General features: G+C 73.9%; 17 protein-coding genes and 1 other RNA gene. 7 read left to right on the top strand and 11 right to left on the bottom strand.

Going from position 1 to position 17,345, the window contains the following annotated elements:
- The coding region (locus IEY78_RS30765) for a bifunctional RNase H/acid phosphatase (RefSeq protein WP_189103893.1) at positions 1-718 on the top strand (718 nt) is incomplete at its 5' end.
- 124 nt (positions 719-842) lie between these two features.
- Here the strand turns inward: IEY78_RS30765 and eda are convergent.
- The gene (gene eda, locus IEY78_RS30760; protein ID WP_189103891.1) at positions 843-1,496 is read right to left on the bottom strand and encodes a bifunctional 4-hydroxy-2-oxoglutarate aldolase/2-dehydro-3-deoxy-phosphogluconate aldolase; all 654 of its coding nucleotides are present in this window, start codon (positions 1,494-1,496) and stop codon (positions 843-845) included.
- Between the two features lie 91 nt (positions 1,497-1,587).
- On the bottom strand, positions 1,588-2,385 hold the full coding sequence (yaaA, locus tag IEY78_RS30755; RefSeq protein ID WP_189103889.1) for a peroxide stress protein YaaA: 798 nt from the start codon (positions 2,383-2,385) through the stop codon (positions 1,588-1,590).
- Between the two features lie 152 nt (positions 2,386-2,537).
- Here yaaA and IEY78_RS30750 point away from each other — a divergent pair, with 152 nt between their 5' ends.
- Positions 2,538-4,061 carry an RNB domain-containing ribonuclease gene (locus IEY78_RS30750; protein WP_189103887.1) on the top strand — a complete coding sequence of 508 codons (1,524 nt, stop codon included), beginning with the start codon at positions 2,538-2,540 and terminating at the stop codon, positions 4,059-4,061.
- Here IEY78_RS30750 and IEY78_RS30745 read toward each other — a convergent pair.
- A complete protein-coding gene (locus IEY78_RS30745; RefSeq protein WP_189103885.1) occupies positions 4,048-4,698 on the bottom strand; it encodes a hypothetical protein in 651 nt (216 codons plus the stop codon). The genes IEY78_RS30750 and IEY78_RS30745 overlap by 14 nt on opposite strands.
- Positions 4,695-5,501, bottom strand: a complete 807-nt coding sequence (locus tag IEY78_RS30740) for a MerR family transcriptional regulator (protein WP_189103883.1) — start codon at positions 5,499-5,501, stop codon at positions 4,695-4,697. Before IEY78_RS30740 ends, IEY78_RS30745 begins: the two co-directional genes overlap by 4 nt.
- 107 nt (positions 5,502-5,608) lie before the next feature.
- Between IEY78_RS30740 and rnpB the strand changes: the two genes are divergently transcribed.
- An RNA gene (gene rnpB / locus IEY78_RS30735) (RNase P RNA component class A) lies at positions 5,609-6,009 on the top strand.
- A gap of 590 nt (positions 6,010-6,599) precedes the next feature.
- Positions 6,600-7,001 (top strand): DUF4352 domain-containing protein, encoded by a 402-nt coding sequence (locus tag IEY78_RS30730; RefSeq protein WP_189103881.1) that lies wholly within the window; start codon positions 6,600-6,602, stop codon positions 6,999-7,001.
- 53 nt (positions 7,002-7,054) lie between these two features.
- Here the strand turns inward: IEY78_RS30730 and IEY78_RS30725 are convergent, their stop codons facing one another.
- The 4 genes from IEY78_RS30725 to IEY78_RS30710 form a co-directional block, all read right to left on the bottom strand.
- Positions 7,055-7,891 (bottom strand): hypothetical protein, encoded by an 837-nt coding sequence (locus tag IEY78_RS30725; protein ID WP_189103879.1) that lies wholly within the window; start codon positions 7,889-7,891, stop codon positions 7,055-7,057.
- A 144-nt stretch (positions 7,892-8,035) separates the two neighbouring features.
- Positions 8,036-8,440 (bottom strand): recombinase family protein, encoded by a 405-nt coding sequence (locus tag IEY78_RS30720; RefSeq protein WP_189103876.1) that lies wholly within the window; start codon positions 8,438-8,440, stop codon positions 8,036-8,038.
- A gap of 105 nt (positions 8,441-8,545) precedes the next feature.
- Positions 8,546-8,902: a hypothetical protein gene (locus tag IEY78_RS30715; RefSeq protein WP_189103874.1), complete on the bottom strand. Its 357-nt coding sequence runs from the start codon at positions 8,900-8,902 to the stop codon at positions 8,546-8,548.
- Between the two features lie 68 nt (positions 8,903-8,970).
- Positions 8,971-9,315 carry a hypothetical protein gene (locus IEY78_RS30710; protein WP_189103872.1) on the bottom strand — a complete coding sequence of 115 codons (345 nt, stop codon included), beginning with the start codon at positions 9,313-9,315 and terminating at the stop codon, positions 8,971-8,973.
- Between the two features lie 120 nt (positions 9,316-9,435).
- On the opposite strand from IEY78_RS30710, the gene IEY78_RS30705 reads away from it, so the two are divergent.
- Entirely contained in the window at positions 9,436-10,851 is a 1,416-nt protein-coding gene (locus tag IEY78_RS30705; protein WP_189103870.1) for an MFS transporter, read from the top strand.
- Positions 10,852-10,962: 111 nt separating this feature from the next.
- Entirely contained in the window at positions 10,963-12,540 is a 1,578-nt protein-coding gene (locus IEY78_RS30700) for a S53 family peptidase (protein ID WP_229700275.1), read from the top strand.
- Positions 12,541-12,616: 76 nt separating this feature from the next.
- On the opposite strand, the gene IEY78_RS30695 is transcribed toward IEY78_RS30700, so the two are convergent.
- The 3 genes from IEY78_RS30695 to IEY78_RS30685 all read right to left on the bottom strand — a co-directional run bounded on the left by IEY78_RS30695 (position 12,617) and on the right by IEY78_RS30685 (position 15,756).
- Positions 12,617-13,642, bottom strand: coding sequence for a trypsin-like serine peptidase (locus IEY78_RS30695; protein WP_373294276.1), 1,026 nt, complete (start codon positions 13,640-13,642; stop codon positions 12,617-12,619).
- Between the two features lie 214 nt (positions 13,643-13,856).
- Complete coding sequence (locus IEY78_RS30690; RefSeq protein WP_229700274.1) at positions 13,857-14,792, bottom strand: SDR family oxidoreductase; 936 nt, start codon at positions 14,790-14,792, stop codon at positions 13,857-13,859.
- Between the two features lie 52 nt (positions 14,793-14,844).
- Positions 14,845-15,756 (bottom strand): DUF4429 domain-containing protein, encoded by a 912-nt coding sequence (locus tag IEY78_RS30685; protein ID WP_189103868.1) that lies wholly within the window; start codon positions 15,754-15,756, stop codon positions 14,845-14,847.
- 203 nt (positions 15,757-15,959) lie between these two features.
- Between IEY78_RS30685 and IEY78_RS30680 the strand changes: the two genes are divergently transcribed.
- On the top strand, positions 15,960-17,282 hold the full coding sequence (locus IEY78_RS30680) for a multidrug effflux MFS transporter (protein WP_189103866.1): 1,323 nt from the start codon (positions 15,960-15,962) through the stop codon (positions 17,280-17,282).
- The last annotated feature ends 63 nt before the right edge of the window (positions 17,283-17,345 follow it).

Genomic DNA, 17,345 nt, shown 5'->3' with positions numbered 1-17,345 from the left:
CGCCCGGAGCGCCGCGGCCCAGGCCGGCGACGCCGCCGCGGAGGCCGCCGACGAGGCGCCGGAGGCACCCTCGGCCGGCTGGGGCCCCGACCTCGGCCCGCCCGCCACCTTCGTCCTGCTGCGGCACGGCGAGACCGCCCTCACCCCGGAGAAGCGCTTCTCCGGCAGCGGCGGCACCGACCCCGAACTCTCCGCCGCCGGACGCCGCCAGGCCGAGGCGACCGCTGCCGCGCTCGCCGCCCGCGGCACGATCGAGGCCGTCGTCAGCTCCCCGCTGCGGCGCTGCCGGGAGACCGCCGAGGCGGTCGCGGCCCGGCTCGGTCTGGAGGTCCGGATCGAAGAGGGCCTGCGGGAGACGGACTTCGGGGCGTGGGAGGGGCTGACCTTCGCCGAGGTGCGCGAGCGCCACCCCGAGGACCTCGACGCCTGGCTCGCCTCCGCGAAGGCCGAGCCCACCGGCGGCGGCGAGTCCTTCGCCGCGGTCGCCCGCCGGGTCGCCGTCGCCCGGGACAAGCTGCTGGCCCGGTACGCGGGCCGCACGGTGCTGCTGGTCACGCATGTCACGCCGGTCAAGACGCTGGTCCGGCTGGCGCTGGGCGCCCCGCCGGAGGCGCTGTTCCGGATGGAGCTGTCCGCCGCGTCGCTGTCCGCCGTCGCCTACTACTCCGACGGCAACGCCTCGGTGCGGCTGCTGAACGAGACGGCGCACCTGCGGTAGCCGGCGCCTCCGGGAGCCCCCCCCGGGCAGACGGACCAGGCGAAGGGCCCGGCACCTCTCACGACCGAGGTGCCGGGCCCTTCGCGACGCGTCGTGCGGGCGCCGGTGTCGTGCGGGCGCCGGTTCAGGCCGCCAACGCCGCGGCCCGGCAGGCGAGTCGGCGCACCCGGTCCCAGTCCTTGGCGGCCCTCGCCTCGGCCGGCAGCATCCAGGAGCCGCCGACGCAGCCGACGTTGGGCAGCGCCAGGTAGTCCGGCGCCGACGCCGGGCCGATGCCGCCGGTCGGGCAGAAGCGGGCCTGCGGCAGCGGCGCGGCCAGTGAGGCCAGATAGGCGGTGCCGCCCGCCGCCTCGGCCGGGAAGAACTTCATCTCGGTGACGCCCTCCTCCAGCAGGGTCACCACCTCCGAGGCCGTCGAGACGCCCGGCAGGAACGGCACCCCCGAGTCCCGCATCGCCCCCAGCAGCCGGGGCGAGAACCCGGGGCTCACCAGGAAGCGGGCGCCGGCCGCGCGGGCCGCTTCGACCTGCTCCGGGGACAGCACGGTGCCGGCGCCCGGCACCGCCTCGGGGACCTCGTCGGCGATGGCGCGCAGCGCGTCCAGCGCGGCGGGCGTCCGCAGCACCACCTCGATCGCGGGCAGCCCGCCCGCGACGAGCGCCCGGGCGAGCGGCACGGCGTCCGCCACGTCATGGAGCACCACGACCGGGAGGACGGGCGCGAGCCCGAGCACCGACGGGGGAGCGGGGGAGGGGGCGTCGCTGGTCACGACGCCCATGGTGCGCGGGCCATCCACTCTCCGCAACGAGCGTTGCGCATGTTGCAACCGAGCGGGGTCTCCGGCCCGGCTCCCCCCTTTTTCGCCGCCCCTACAGCTCCGTCACGATCACATCCACGGCCCAGGCCTTCCCGCGCTTCTCCGGAGCCTGCGCCTCCACCGCGTAGCCCAGCTCCCGCAGCGCCTCCACCAGCTCCGCCGGGCCGTCCGGCGCGCGCCCCGAGGTCAGCAGGTCCCGCACCAGCCGCCCCTTGGTCGCCTTGTTGAAGTGGCTGACAACCGTCCGCTTCTCCACCCCGGCCACGGTCCTGGACTGCAGCACCCGCACCGTCGCGGTCCGCCCGGCCACCTCGCCCTTGGGCTTCCACGCCGTCGCGTACGCCGCCGACCGCAGATCGAGCACCAGCCCGTCCCCGGCCGCCGCGGGCAGCACCTCGGCCATCGGCGCCCGCCAGTACGCGCCCAGCGCGCCCAGCCCCGGCAGCTTCACCCCCATCGAGCAGCGGTAGGACGGAATCCGGTCGCCGATCCCGACGGCGCCCCACAGCCCCGAGAACACCAGCAGCGAGCGCCGGGCCCGCCGCCGCGCCGCCGCGTCCAGCGACGCCAGGCCGAGCGCGTCGTAGAGCACCCCGGTGTAGATCTCCCCGGCCGGCCGGGCCCCCGCCGTCCGCAGCCCGGCGTTCTTGGCGACCTCGCCCTTGAGGCCCTCGCTGAGCCCGAGCACCTCGCGCGCCTTGGTCTCGTCCGCGGCGCACAGCTCGACGAGCTCCGCGAGCACCTCCTCGCGCGCCGCGGTCAGCCCCGGCAGCGACAGTGCCCCGGTGTCCAGCGGCGCCCCCTTGCCTCCCGCGGCCTTCCCTTCGGACGGCGGCAACAGCACGAGCACGGTGTCTCTCCTTCACGGCGGTACGGGCGGGGACGCGGCCCCGGGAAAGCGTATGGCCTGCGGCGGGCCGGCCGGGAACCCGCGCGCCCGCCGGGCACCGGGTGCCACCGCACGCCGCGCCGGGAGCGGCCGCCCGCCATACGCTCGGTTCCATGCCCCGTCTCCACATGCATGTGACCGACGCAGCCGAGTCCCCGCTGCGACTGGCCCTGCACGAGCTGCGCGGACGGCTGGAGACCCCGGACCACTTCCCGCCCACGGCGCAGGCCGAGGCGGACAGTGCCGCCCGCGCCCCGCGGATCCCGGCGGCCGACGGCGCGGTGGCGGGCGAGCACACCCTGGAGGACGCCACCGACCTCCCGCTCTTCACCCTCGACCCGCCCGGCTCGCCCGACCTCGACCAGGCGGTGTTCCTCGCCCGCCGCCCCGGCGGCGGCTACCGCGTCCACCACGCCCTCGCCGACATCGCCGCCTTCGTGACCCCCGGGGGCGCCCTGGACGCCGAGGCCCACCACCGGGTGACGACCCTCCACTTCCCCGACGAACGGGTCCCGCTGTACCCGCCCGTGCTGAGCGAGGGCGCCGCCTGCCTGCTGCCCGACCGGGACCGCCCGGCCGTCCTGTGGCAGCTCGACCTCGACGCGGACGGCGCCCCGGCCGGCGTCCGGGTGCGCCGCGCCCTGGTCCGCTCCCGCGCCGGGCTGGACCAAGCCGCCGTGCAGAAATCCCTCGACGACGGGACGGCCGAGGAGCCGCTCGCGCTGCTCCGCGAGATCGGACAGCTGCGCGAGGAGCAGGAGGTCGCCCGGGGCGCGATCTCCCTGAACGTCCCCGAGCAGGACATCGTCGAGGAGGACGGCCGCTACCGGCTCGCCTACCGCGCCCCGCTCCCGGTCCACGGCTGGCACGCGCAGATCTCCCTGCTCACCGGCATGGCGGCGGCCGAGCTGATGCTGTCCGCCGGCACCGGCATCCTGCGCACCCTGCCCTCCCCCACGCACGCACCCGCGCTCGCGCAGGGGGGACACCCGTCCCCGGAGGGCTCCGTCGCCCGGCTGCGGCTGACCGCCCGGGCGCTCGGCGTCGACTGGCCGCACCACACCTCGTACGCGGCGCTGCTGCGCACCCTCGACCCGCGCCGCCCGGCCCACGCCGCGTTCCTCCAGGACTGCGCCGCGCTGCTGCGCGGCGCCGGCTACACCGCCTTCGACGGCACCGCGCCCCCGGCGTCCGAGGTCCTGCACGCCGCCGTCGCCGCCCCGTACGCGCACGCCACCGCGCCGCTGCGGCGGCTCGTGGACCGCTACACCTCCGAACTGTGCCTGGCCGCCTCGGCCGGCACCGAGGCGCCCTCCTGGGTCCGCGGCGCGCTGGCCGGCCTGCCCGAAGAAATGGAGCTGGGCACCCGGCGCGCCCACCGGGTGGAGCGGGCCTGCGCCGACCTCGTCGAGGCGGCGCTGCTGCGGGACCGGGTGGGGGAGGTCTTCGAGGGCATGGTCGTCGAGATCCAGGAGGCGGACCCCACCCAGGGCACCGTCCACCTCGTCGACCCGGCCGTCATCGGGCCCGTCGAGGCCGCCCCGGAAGGCCCCGCGCTGCCGCTCGGCCGCCGTATCCCGGTCCGCCTCGCCGAGGCCGATCCGGGCCACCGCCCGGTCCGCTTCACGGCCGCGTGACGGCCGCCGCGCCGGCTCCCGCCGCGTCCCCGGGGGAGCCGTCCCCCGCCACGGCTTCCCGCAGGGCCCGTACCGCCGCCCGGGCGTCGTCCGCGTGGAACCGCACCGTGCCGACGGTCGTCCGGCGCCCCAACAGCCCCTCCAGCACGACCGGTTCGCTCAGCTCGACGGTGACCGAGGTCTGCCCGCCGACGGCGAACTCCGCCACCCCGCCGCCGGCCCGGGCCCCCTCCCTGCTGAACCGCAGGTCGTGGCGGACCGAGGCGATCCGCCCGAGCGGTATCCGCAGCTCCTGCCGTGCGCCGTCGCGCAGCCGCAGGTCACCCGCCCCCAGCACATGCGGCCGGGTGACCGCCGCGGCCTGGAAGCCCAGCACCATCAGCACCGTGTAGACATCGAGCACCAGCAGCACCCCGTGGACCACCGGCGCGCCGGCCAGCAGCACGCTCAGCCCCACCGTCTCCACCACGCACACGAACGCCAGCCCGTAGACGAACGCCGCCTGGGCCGCCGCGTAGCCGAGGGCCCGTTCGCCGGGCGCCACCCCGATCCGGCGCCGCGCCACCCACCACAGCAGACTCCGCTGCCACCGTCCCTCGTGGGCGGCCAGCCGCCGCAGCGCACCGCGCCGGCTCATCGCGCACGCGCCGTGATCAGCTCGACCGCCCCGCGCACGGCCGCGGCCTGCGCGGGCGTGAACTGCGCGTGGAACGCCGCCAGAACACCGTGCTCCGCCGCCGCGTCCGGCCCGGCCGCCTCCGCGGCGCGGCCGAGCTCCGCGGCCACCGCGTCCGGCACACAGTCGGCCAGCGCCCGCGCGGCCCGCGCCACCCGCGGGTCGTCCGGCGCGGCCTCCGCCAGCGCCTCGAACAGCCCGTACACCTCGTACATCCGCTCCGCCGCCCCCGGCTCCGCGATCATCTCGCCCAGCACCTCGGCCATCCGCCGGCCCCCGGGCTCCTGCCCCGTCGTCTCCAGCAGCGCCAGCACCTCCCGCTCCCGCGCCGCCATGGCGGGCTCCGGGCCGGGACGGGCGGCCGAGACGCGGGCCATCCGCCCGAAGACCGCGGCCAGTTCGTCCGAGACGGGCCCCTCGGCGGGCAGCCCGCCGTGCTCCTCGGCCTGCCGCCGCAGGGCGGCCAGCCGCACCCGCCGGGACCGGATCCCCTCCTCTTGCCGGGCCAGGTCCGCGTCCAGCTCGGCCAGCACCTCGGCCAGCTCCCGCCCGGAGTCGTCCGCCAGCACGTCGCGCACCTCCTCCAGCCCGAGCCCCAGCTCCACCAGCCGGCGCAGCCGCGCCAGCGCGACCGCGTCCGCCAGCCCGTACTCCCGGTAGCCGTTGGCCCGGCGGGCGGGCTCGGGCAGCAGCCCGAGGTGGTGGTAGTGGCGCACCGCGCGGGTACTGACGCCGACCAGCCCCGCCATCTCCCCGATTCTCATGCGCTCAGTAGAAACGTTGCCGCTGCGGCAAGGTCAAGGGCTCTCCGGCGGAACCGGCCGCGGACCGCGGTGCCCCCGCCTGCGGGTAGCATGGTCGCCACGGCGGACGAGCCGGCCGGACGGCCGCGTGGGGATCCTGGATCCTCCCGAGGAACGTCCGGGCTCCACAGGGCAGGGTGGTGGGTAACGCCCACCCGGGGTGACCCGCGGGACAGTGCCACAGAAAACAAACCGCCCGTGCCGCGAGGCGCGGGTAAGGGTGAAACGGTGGTGTAAGAGACCACCAGCCTCCGAGGTGACTCGGAGGGCTAGGTAAACCCCACCCGGAGCAAGGTCAAGAGGAGGCATCGGCTGATGCCTCTGCGCGGACGACCGAGGGCTGCCCGCCCGAGTCCGCGGGTAGACCGCACGAGGCTGCCGGCAACGACAGCCCTAGATGGATGGCCGTCTCCCTCCGGCCCGCAAGGCCCGGAGGCGACAGAACCCGGCGTACAGGCCGACTCGTCCGCCCCTACCCGGGACTTTGCCTCGGAAAGGGCCTCCGACCTGCGTCGGAGGCCCTTTCCGGTCTTGCCGAGATGCTGGCTCACCGGACGGCTGCTGGTCACGTCACTCGCCGTGGGACACAGACGAGCACCGGTTGACGAACCGGCGTGCACCGGAACACCGAAACCGCGACGAGGAGACGCTCGCCTGTCAGGACGCCGGCTGGCTGCACGATGTACCTGAAGCGCTGACTGGATCTGCTCCTCGGCAGCGAATGGTGGGCCCGGTGGTCGGTGCCTGCTTGGCGCCGCCGAGGTGGCGCGGCGCATCGAGAGCGGCAGGATCAGTAAAGCCGGTCGCAAGGCCCCGTCGCGCTGCGTGCCGTACAGTGCGCTCACTCGCGGGCAGGGGGTCCGCTGGAATCTGGGGGACGTTGTGCGCCCATCTCGCCATGCCACTGCGCTCGTCATAGCGGCGTTAGGTATCGCAGCGTTTGTGACTGGCTGTTCGTCGTCCAAAGACGGGCCCGTGGAGCCGCCGCACTCGTCAGTTCCGAAGCGAGAGGTGGCCACAGAGGCGCCCCAGAAGCACGTCGAGGCTCCAGTCGTTTCCGTGGGGAAGACGGTCTCCTACGACGCTGTTGATATCTCGTCCGGGGCAAAGACGACGATGTCTGTCACCTTTCAGGCCGTCAAGTACGTGACAGCGTCGGAGATCGGTGCGGTAAAGCCCAAGGGGCGATATGCCGTGGTCACCGTCGAAGTCACCAATACTGGCGGTAAAGATGGTGGCTTCCACCCGTACGGGAAGATGAAGTGGGAGGGCAAGGGCACGGCTGTGCAGGGGGTTGCCACGATGGACTCCACCGGTACGCAGAGTGTCGACACGACGTACCACCCTGGAGAGGCTGTAACCGGGGACATCGTCCTTGACGTTCCGCGCAAGGGGGGAACGGTCAGTTACTACGAGGGAACCGGATCGGCGTCACTCGCCTTCGCTATGCCCGCAAAATAGCACCGACGAAGATTCTGCGCAGAACAATATATCCTTCGCGACTCCTGTGTTCGTCACGCGACTTCATGGACCAGGCCGTCCTGGAGGGTCCGTCGGCGTGCGCTCCAACTTATAAGTACTTCACCCTTTTTGGAGACCTTGTAGTAGTCGGTGAACGAGAATTCCAGCTTGAACACCATTCCGTATTGCTTGCGTATGTCGGCGACTGTCTTCTGCGCCGGTTCGCGCAGGCATCGCGTGACCGGCGGATCGTTCTTCATGCCAGGGCCGGGCTCTTGCACCAGCTTCCTCTGGCTGCTGCGTACGGTGTCCCATGACAAGGTCTGTGAGGAGTCGGACACCTGGGCTGGTTCCGGCGTGTTGGGGCCCGTCGGGTTCGGGCTGTGCCCCCGGTAGTAGTCGATGAGGTGCTTGCGGTAGTAGTCGTGGTTGAACGGGATGGTGTCCCCGGGGGCGCCGTCGGTGGAGTAGTGGTCTCCGACGGTGAAGATGCTGTCCAGGACGTCCCCGATGTGGTGGGGATCGGCGCCGTAGTAGGCGGTGAGGCGCAGGGCGCAACGGATCTTGTACTGGTCGTCGCCGGTCTGGAAGAACCACTGTTTCGCTGATCCGCCTGAGCAGATGTCGTCCACGGTGACCAGGGCCAGGGTGAGGGCGGTTTTCTCGTCGTAGGCGTCTGCGATGGATCGCAGGCGATTCTCTGCCTTGTGCCGGGACTCTTCGGCCTGTGTGCTCCCTGCGAGTCTGCGTACCTCTCTGTGGCTGGTGGCGCGACTTTGGGAGGAGCAGGAGGTCAGGGCGAAGATGAGGAGTACGGAGAGGGGTCCTAAGAAACGTTTGGCGGCGTTGCGTAGGGCGGTTGCGGCGTCCTGCGCCTGTTTCACGGTCATGGGGTCATTGTGGCCATGCGCTTGGCTGTAGCAGGTCAGAGCCTGATCCACTCTTCAGCCGGATAGAACCCGGCGTACAGGCCGACTCGTCCGCCGCCTGATGCCCAATTGCCGGCTCTTCGGCACGCTCACGCGCCCCCCCCGTCACGCCGGCAGGCGCGCTCGCACTGCGGCCCGGTCGGGGTCGTTGGCAGGGAGTGCTGGAAGCCTGGTGGGGGAGGGGAGTTCCAGGACGCGGCAGCCGAAGCTGCGGATGGCTTCGGTCAGGGCGCGGGCCTCGTTGTCGTGGAGGGAGAAGACGAAGGGGCCGGGGACGAGCAGGACCTGGTAGCCGCCGCCGGCGGTGTGTCGGAGGAGTCGTTCGAAGGCGGGGCGGGGGCCGAGCGAACTAGCGCCGTTGTCCAGGTAGACGGCCGGCTCGCCCAGGCCGAGGCGGCGGGCGTAGTCGCGCAGCTCCTCCTGGTGGCTGCTCATCTGCCAGCGGTCGTAGGGGTAGCAGCGCAGGTACATCGCCGTCCGCCCGGTCGGGCCCCGGTGGTGAGCACACATGTCGGCACCTCCGGCCGTGTACCAGATGTCGTCGTGCCTCCATGGGACTCCCCGGGCCCGGGGAACGGAACCAGGGAAATACCCAGACCACTACCTGAAGCGCCCCTACGTGCGGGCCCCCACCTGCCCCTTCGTGGTGCGGGACGGCGGCGGATTCGCGGCGTGCGGCCGCCGGGGGCGGCGGTTGCCCGTGCTGGGGAGGAGGCGGGCGTGCTGTCCGGCCGAGGTGAACCGGCTCATCGGGCGTCGGCAGGAGGTGTCCCGGGCCAGGGCGCTGATGTCGCGCGGGCGGCTGGTGACCCTGACCGGGCCGGGCGGGATCGGGAAGACCCGGCTGGCGTTGCGGATGGCCGCCGAGGTGCGGCGGTCCTTCCCAGGCGGGGTGTGGCTGGTGGAGCTGGCCGCGCTGGAGGACGGGGACCAGCTCGCCCAGACCGTGGCCGCGCGGCTCCGGCTCGGCAACGAGGCGCGCCCCGGTGGCCGCCTGGGCCGCCGGGAACCGCACCGGCTGACCGCCGCGCCGCCGCCGCTCAGCCGTCCAGCTGCCGGACCTGCCCCACGGCCTGCAGCGCCGCCCCCAGCTGCACCACCCCGAGATCCACCACGACCCGGCCGTCCTCCCAGATCCCGCGCTCGGTGACCGCGGCGCCGATCAGGGCAAGCGCGGCCGCCATGTCCCGCAGCGCGAACTCCTCGACGGTCTCCTCGCCGACGACACCCGTCTCGTCCCGCTCCCACGCCGCAACGGCGGCTTCGGCGGCCTCGCGCGACAGCGTCACCCGGAACCGTGACACCTGCCCGGCCAACTGCCGCCCCACCTCCGCCAGAACCTGAGCGTCCTGCCGATATCGTACGTATTCGTCGCTTACGTGCATCAGCCGACCCTATCGAGTCAGGCGTTCCTCCCCGCGCAGCCGCGTGCGTCCGGGTGTGCGCGGGGACCGGGCGCCGACGGCGTCAGCTGGTGACGGCAACGGGTCCACCAGGAGCGCGCAGTGGTTTTGACGAGTACGGATCTCTCGCTGTTCCGCAAGCGATGTGTCCTTGCCGCCATGGGGGGCGCCGGGGGGATGGTGCTCCTCGACGAGACGGTCGTGGCGGTGGCCCTCGACCCGATGGCACACGGTCTGGGCCTGACCGCGTCCGCCATGCACCGGGTGGTGCTCGTCTACGCGTTGTCGCTGGCGTCGCTGGTGCCCGTCGGCGGCATGGCGGCCCGGAAGTTCGGCCTCCTTCCCGTGTTCCGGTCCGGGGCCGTGCTCTTCTCCCTCGCTTCCGGGTGCTGCGGGCTGGTGCCGGGCGGCGGGCTCGCCGAACCGCTCGTCCTCGCGGCGCGAGCGGCGCAGGGGGCGGGGGCCGCGCTGATGCTCCCCGTCGCCACGACGGTGATCACGGATGTCTACGAGGAACACGAGCGCGGCCGGGCCCTGGCCACGTACGCCGGTCTGGCCCAGACGTTGTTCGTGGTGGGTCCCCTGGCGGGTGGCGCGCTGACGCAGTTCTTCGGGTGGCGCTCCATCTTCCTGATCAACATTCCCCTAGGGGGAGCGGTCCTGTGGACGATCACCAGGGCCCGGCTGAGCGAGCGGGCTCCGGGGGAGCCGCTCCGCTTCCTCCAGCCGATCCTGATGACCGTGGCACTGGTCGTGCTCGTCTCCGCCCTGTACCAGAGCGGGATCTGGGGACTGGACGCGCGGACGGTCCCCGCCCTGGCCTTCGGTGTGCTGCTGCTGGCCCTCTCGGTCCGGGTCATCGTCAGATCCGACCGTCCCGTTCTCGCTTTCGGCCTGCTGCGGAATCCCACCTATGCCGTGGCGGTGGCGGTCACCTTCCTGGTCCGGGCCGCGCAGTTCCCGGTGCTGGTGCACGGAGCCGTCTCGCTGCGCCAGACCCTGGGCCTGACGGTGCTCGGCGCGGGCGTGTCACTGCTTCCCTTCGTCTCCGCCCTCGCGGTGGGCACGTTCGCCTCCGGGTATCTCCTGGAGTTCTTCCGGTCGGTCCGCGTGCCCGTCCTGTGGGGGGTGGCGGGCGCCACCCTGGGGACCGCCGGCTGGACGGCCGCTCTCTCCGGGGGCGGGTATGCGTGGCAGGTGCCCGGGATGATCGTCGCCGGGCTGGGGATGGGGATGCCGATTCCGGCGCTGAGCGCGGACATGATGAGTGCGGTGTCCGCCGACGAGCGTGCGGACGCCTCGGTCCTGCGGCAGACCCTGCGGCAGTTGGGCGGGGCGTTCGGGCTCGCCGCGGCCGGCGCGCTCGTCCTGGCGGCCAACGATCCGGCGTCCAACGCCGCGGGAACCGTCAGGGCTTCGGCCACGCTCCACGGATTCGTCTTCGCGAGCGTCACGCTGGGCGTCACCTTCGTCCTCGCGGCCCTCAGGCTGCCGCGGAACAGCACCCGCCACCCGTGAGCGAGCGCCGCGCCCGTCGGGGCCCGCGTCCTCGTGTGCCGTCGTGTGCCGCTCCTCAAGATCCAGTTCCTCGGGGTGCACCCCCCGCGCGGCTGGGTCGACAATTGTGCTATGAACGAGCGATTTGTCCCGGTGCCCGGTAGTGAGCGCTCGGTCGCGCCCCGCGTGCGGCCGGCGGGGGTGCTCGACGGGTCGATGGCCGTCGAGGCCACCGTGGTGCTGCGGCGCAGGGCCGAGGTGCCGCTTGCGCTGATCACGGGGCCGGAGACCATCCCGCAGGCCGAGCTGGCGCGGAGATACGGGGCGGATCCGGCCGACGCCGAGCTGGTGCGGGAGGTGCTGGGCCGCCTCGGGGTGCGGGTGACGGCGGTCGATCTCGCCTCCCGGCGGGTCACGGTGACGGGGACGGCGGACGAGCTGGCCGCGGCGTTCCGGACCCGGCTGGTCCGTGCGGCCAGCCCCGATCCCACCGGCGGGGAACTCGTCGCGCACCGCCACCGCGAGGGCCCGCTGGAGGTACCCGCCGAACTGGCGGGCGTGGTCGTCGCGGTGCTCGGACTGGACGACCGGCCGCAGGCCCGTCCCCATCTGCGGCGGGCCCGGGCGAAGGCGCACCGGATCTCCTACAAGCCCTCGCAGCTGGCGGAGGTGTACCACTTCCCGCCCGGGACCGACGGCAGCGGTCAGACGCTGGCGATCATCGAACTCGGCGGTGGCTTCGCCGAATCCGAGCTGGACACCTACTTCGCCTCGCTCGGACTGCCGGCGGCCCCCCGGGTGACCGCGGTGGACATCGGGAGCGCCCGCAACGTGCCGGGCCGCGCCCCCGACGGCGCCGACGGCGAGGTACTGCTGGACATCGAGGTCGCGGGCGCGCTGGCGCCCGGCGCAGAGCAGAAGGTGTACTTCGCGCACAACACCGACCAGGGCTTCGCCGACGCGCTGAGCACGGCCGTCCACGACACCCCGACGCCGGCCGCGCTGAGCATCAGCTGGGGAGCGGCCGAGCCGTTCTGGACCGATCAGGCCCGCGCGGTCATCGACGAGGCGTTCGCCGACGCCGCGGCGCTCGGGGTGACCGTCTGCGCCGCGGCCGGGGACAACGGCAGCGGGGACGGCGTCGGCGACGGGCTGCCGCACACCGACTTCCCGGCCTCCAGCCCGCACGCGCTGGCCTGCGGCGGCACCCGCCTGGACGCCGACCCGGCCACCGGCCATGTGCGCCACGAGCGGGTGTGGGGCGGCAGCGCGGCGGGCGGCGCCACCGGTGGCGGAGTCAGCGAGGCGTTCGACCTGCCGGCCTGGCAGACCACCGCCGGGGTGCCGCACAACGGGAGCCCGCCGGGCCGCGGCGTACCGGACGTGTCGGGCGTCGCCGATCCGGCCACCGGCTACCAGGTGCTGGTGGACGGCCACCGCTCGGTGATCGGCGGCACCAGCGCGGTGGCGCCCCTCTGGGCCGCCCTGACCTGCCGGCTGGCGCAGTCGCTCGGCCGCCCGCTGGGCATGCTCCACCCCCAGCTGTACGCGGGTGCCAGGCCGGGCCGCACCGCACGCGGCTTCCGCGAGATCATCGACGGCACCAACGGGGAGTTCAGCGCCGCCCCCGGCTGGAACCCCTGCACCGGCCTCGGGGTCCCCGACGGCACCGAACTGCTCGCCTCGCTGCGGGAGATGGCGCCGCACTGAGCGGGACCGCGACGGAAGGAACGATCCCGCCCGGCTCCCCGAAGGGCGCCGGGCGGGAGCCGCCGGGGTGCGCGGGTCAGGTCGCCTGCGCCTGGGTGTAGAGGTTCTTCGCGTCGTCGCCGAAGTACGGGCCGAACATGGTGTTGGCCCAGAACTGGTAGCCGAAGCTGTTCACCGAGGACTGCAGGCCGGTGCCGGTCTTCTCGTCGAACGAGGTGAACCAGGGGCCGCCGCTGGAGCCGCCGGTCATGTTGCAGCCCAGGCCGTGGTCGCCGGAGAACAGCGGGTCCTTGAAGGTCGTGCCGCCGCAGTAGATGAGCTTGCTGCCGTCGTACGGGGCGGCCGCGGGGAAGCCGAAGGCGTACATCGTCGTGGTGTAGCCGGAGTTGAAGGACAGGCCCTGGCCGCCGACGACATCGGTCAGCTTCTTGCCGTCGAGCGGGGCCACGACCGCGGCGCCGACGTCGTAGTTGATGTCCTCGCTCGCCGTCCACTGCGGGGTGGACAGGGTCTTGGTGGCCGCCCACTTGCCGTACGGGGCCTCGCCGTCGTGGTAGCCGGGGACGAAGACCCAGTCGGTGTGCCAGACGCCGCCGAGCTTCACGCAGTGCCCGGCGGTGATCACCGTGCTCTTGTTGCCGCTGGTCACCGCGTCACCGGAGCAGGCGGCCGTGCGGCCCTGGTAGGTGAAGAACACCCGGCCGGTGGTCTTGGTGACCGCGCCGCCGCCGGTCCACGGGCCGCCGGCCTGCGGGAGGGCGCCAGGGCGGGCGGACGCCTTCGAAGGCCCGGGGAGGGTGGGCGCCACCGCGAGCGGGGCGCCGTGCCGGACCGCGGCGGTGGGCCGCCGCGCGGGGGCGGGGAGGTCGAGGGGCTCGGCGGCGCGCATCCGGTCCGCGGTCCAGAAGGCGTCGAGGGCGGTCTGCGGGGTGGGGGAGCGGTGGGCGGGGTGCGCCGCGGCGCCGGCCGGGGCGGCGGGGAGCAGCAGGGCGAGCAGCGTACCGGCGGCCGTCAAGGCGCCCAGGGCGGCCCGGGCTCCGCGCACGGGGTGCGGCGCCGGTGTGCCGTGAACTGCCGCTGTGCCACGTACGGTTCGTCTCACGCGTAACTCCTTCTGCGGGGGCCGCGCGGCAGCTGCGCGCGGCCGTGGGGGACGGGCCGCGCGAGGGCGGCCCGGCAGACGAGCGGTGCGGATCCGGGGTAAGGGTGCCACCGCAGGCGGCAGGAGGGCAGGGGTCGTACGCGGATTCGGCGCCCGGGCCGGCGCGCTGGCTCAACTACGCCCGCAGCCCCCGCCGACCTGACCGAAAAGCGCCTCAACCCCGGCCGATGTACGGCATGTTCGTGGCCATCACGGTGGCGAACTGCACATTGGCCTCCAGCGGCAGCGCCGCCATGTGGACGACCGTGCGGGCGACATCCGCCGCGTCCATCACCGGCTCGACCGCCGGCACGCCGTTCGCCTGCGGGATGCCGGTCTGCATCCGGCCGGTCATCTCGGTCGCCGCGTTGCCGATGTCGAGCTGGCCGCAGGCGATGCCGTACGGACGGCCGTCCAGGGAGAGCGACTTGGTCAGCCCGGTGACCGCGTGCTTGGTGGCGGTGTACGCGATGGAGTCCGGGCGCGGGGTGTGCGCGGACAGGGAGCCGTTGTTGATGATCCGGCCGCCCTGCGGCTCCTGGTTCCGCATCGCGCGGAAGGCGGCCCGGGCGCACAGGAAGGCGCCGGTGAGGTTGGTGTCCACCACCGTGCGCCAGTCCTCGTAAGTCAGCTCGTCGAGCGGCACCGCCGGGCCGAAGGTGCCCGCGTTGTTGAAGAGCAGATCGACCCGGCTGAACCGTTCGAGGACCGCCTCGAAGAGGGCGTCGACCTGGTCGGGGCGGGTGACATCGGTCGGCACCGCCATCATCGCGGGGCTCTCGGGGGCGGTCAGGCCCACCAGCCGCGCGGTGTCCGCCAGGGCCTCGGCGCGCCGCCCGGCCAGCACCACCGTCCAGTCGGCCTCGGACAGCGCGTGGGCGACCGCCCGTCCGATGCCGGAGCCGGCGCCGGTGACCACCGCGATCTTCCGGGGTGCCGCCTCGCTCCGCAGGGCGTCCCGGGGCACCGGCTCGGTCTGCGTGTGCTGCCCGGCGCGGGAGGAAGGGGCGGGCAGGGTGGGCCGATCCGAGGTGGCCGTCCCGCCGACCTGCCCCGCCCGTGCCGTCGGTGTCGTCTGCGGTGCCCGTGCCCGCGGTGTGTTGTGTGCCATGGCGGCAGCGTAAACGGCCGGCCGGCGGCGCACGGGGCGGCGCCGCGGATCCTCAGCCAGCGGTGTGGAAGCGCGCCAGGACCGCCGCCTTCGCCGCGGTGAACTCCTCCTCTGTGAGAACGCCGTCGCGGCGCAGCTCGCCCAGTTCACGCAGCCGCCGCAGCAGCGTGTCGTGGTCGTCGGACACGGCGGGCGCCGCCGTGGCGGGCGCCGCCGGGGCCGCCTCCAGGGCCTTGCCCGGATCAGGGAGCGGCGCACCGGCCGACGGGTGCGGCAGCCGCACCGCGACCGCGGCCGCCAGCAGCGCGGTCGTGCCGCTCTCCTTCTTGAAGCCCCACAGCTCCAGGGAGTTGGGGTCCTGATCGGGTGCCGGCTGCCGGGTGGTGCCCCGCGGCCGGAAGCGCAGGAAGCCCGACTCCAGGCCGGAGGGGGCCCGCCATTCCACCGCCGCCAGCTCGGACAGCGTGAAGTCCCGGGGACCGTCCTTCCGCTTGGTCTCGCTGGTGTTCCAGCGCCACTCCAGGCGCAGCCGCTCCCCGTCGAAGGCGGCGATGCCGTCCACCCCGGCGGCCGTCAGTGGCACCGGCGGGCCCGGCAGCAGGTAGCGGTCGGCGGGCCCGTCCGGGACCTGCTCCAGCGTCCGGGCCTGCCGCACGGTGTCGACGAAGTACTCGGCGACGCCGACCCGTCCGGGGTCCACCGCCATCTGGTACGGGTCGGCGTCGTCCGGCAGGCTGCCGCCGGTGACCTGGAGCAGTGGATCCGCGCCCTCCCGCAGCCGCAGTCGCAGCCGGCCGCCCTTGCGGGCCGGCTCGTACGAGATCGTGGCCACGGCGGCCAGCGGCACCGTGAACTCCCCCAAGTCCGCGCGGAGTTTGTGCACCCCGCGCCCGCGCCCCGGCACGATCCGTATGCCCTCGCCGTCGAACGCCCAGGTGCCGTCCCGCCCCATCAGTTCCGTCATGCCCGAATCCTACGAAGGCGGGGCGGCACCGTGTTTGTCCGGCGGAGTCCGGTGCGCTCGCGTACGCGCCGGCGCGCCCCCGGCCGCGGGTCCTACGACCACCGGACGCCCGTCCTCCGCCCAAGGGACCGGTCCGGAACCCGCCGTACGCCGCCGCGCGCGTGCCACCATGGTGCAGCCCTCGATGACCCGTGGAGAGACCCATGACGGAGCCCGGCCCCGGTACGGCCGAGACCAAGGACCTGCCCGCCATAGCCGAGCGGGCCGCGCCGGCAGCACCCGCCGCGGCCCGCCGCACCAGCCTCCTCGTCACCCTCGTCCTCGGCGGACTCACGGCGGTCCCGCCGCTCTCCATGGACATGTATCTGCCGGCGCTGCCGCAGGTGACCGCCGCCCTGCACAGCCCGGCCGCCACCGTCCAGCTCACCCTCACCACCTGCCTGGCGGGCATGGCCCTGGGGCAGATGATCGTCGGGCCGATGAGCGACAAGTGGGGCCGCCGGCGCCCGCTGCTGGCCGGCATGGTGATCTACGTCCTGGCGACCGCCCTGTGCGCCGTCGCCACCAACGCCGAAGTCCTCATCGCCTTCCGCCTGTTGCAGGGACTGGCCGGCGCCGCGGGCATCGTCATCGCCCGGGCCATGGTCCGCGATCTCTACGACGGCGTCGCGATGGCCCGCTTCTTCTCCACCCTGATGCTGATCTCCGGGGTGGCACCCGTCGTCGCGCCGCTCATCGGCGGCCAGATCCTGCGGATCACCGACTGGCGGGGCGTCTTCGTCGTGCTCACCGCCGTCGGGGTGGCGCTCACCCTCGTCGTCTGGCGCCGGCTGGCGGAGACCCTCCCGCCGGAGCGCCGGCACCCCGGCGGCCTCGGCGCGGCCCTGCGCACCATGCGCGACCTGCTCGCCGACCGGGTCTTCGCCGGCTACCTCCTGGTCGGCGCCTTCGCCTTCGCCGCCCTCTTCGCCTACATCTCCGCCTCGCCGTTCGTCGTCCAGGAGATCTACGGCGCCTCCCCGCAGACCTTCAGCCTGCTCTTCGGCCTCAACTCCGTGGGACTGGTGGTGCTCGGCCAGATCAACGGCAAGCTCTTGGTGGGCCGGGTCCGGCTCGACGCCGTGCTGGGCACCGGACTGGGCGTGGTCGCGCTCGCCGCGGCCGCGCTGCTCGCGATGTCCTCGGGGGTTTTCGGCCACGTCGGCCTGGTCCCGACCGCCGCCGGCCTCTTCGTCCTGATGGCCGCGATGGGCCTGGTGCTGCCCAGCACCAACACCCAGGCGCTGCTGCGCACCCCGCACGCGGCCGGCTCCGCCTCCGCCCTGCTGGGCACCTCCACCTTCCTCCTGGGCTCGGTGGCCTCCCCGCTGGTGGGCATCGCGGGGGAGCGGACGGCCGTACCGATGGCGCTCGTACAGCTCTCGTGCGCCGTCCTGGCGCTCGTCAGCTTCCTGGGACTGTGCCGACCGTGGCAGCGTAGGGGGGAGAGCACCGCGAGCACGTCCGGCGAGAGGACCAGGCTCTGAACGCACCGAGACTCACCTACGGCACACCGGCCCGGGCGGGGCTCGATCCCGCCTGGGTCGAAC

The sequence above is a fragment of the Streptomyces kronopolitis genome, assembly GCF_014646275.1.
GTDB classification, from domain to species: Bacteria; Actinomycetota; Actinomycetes; order Streptomycetales; family Streptomycetaceae; genus Streptomyces; species Streptomyces kronopolitis.
The sequence above is the reverse complement of the archived record's forward strand: the minus strand, read 5'-3'. Positions and strand labels throughout refer to the sequence as shown.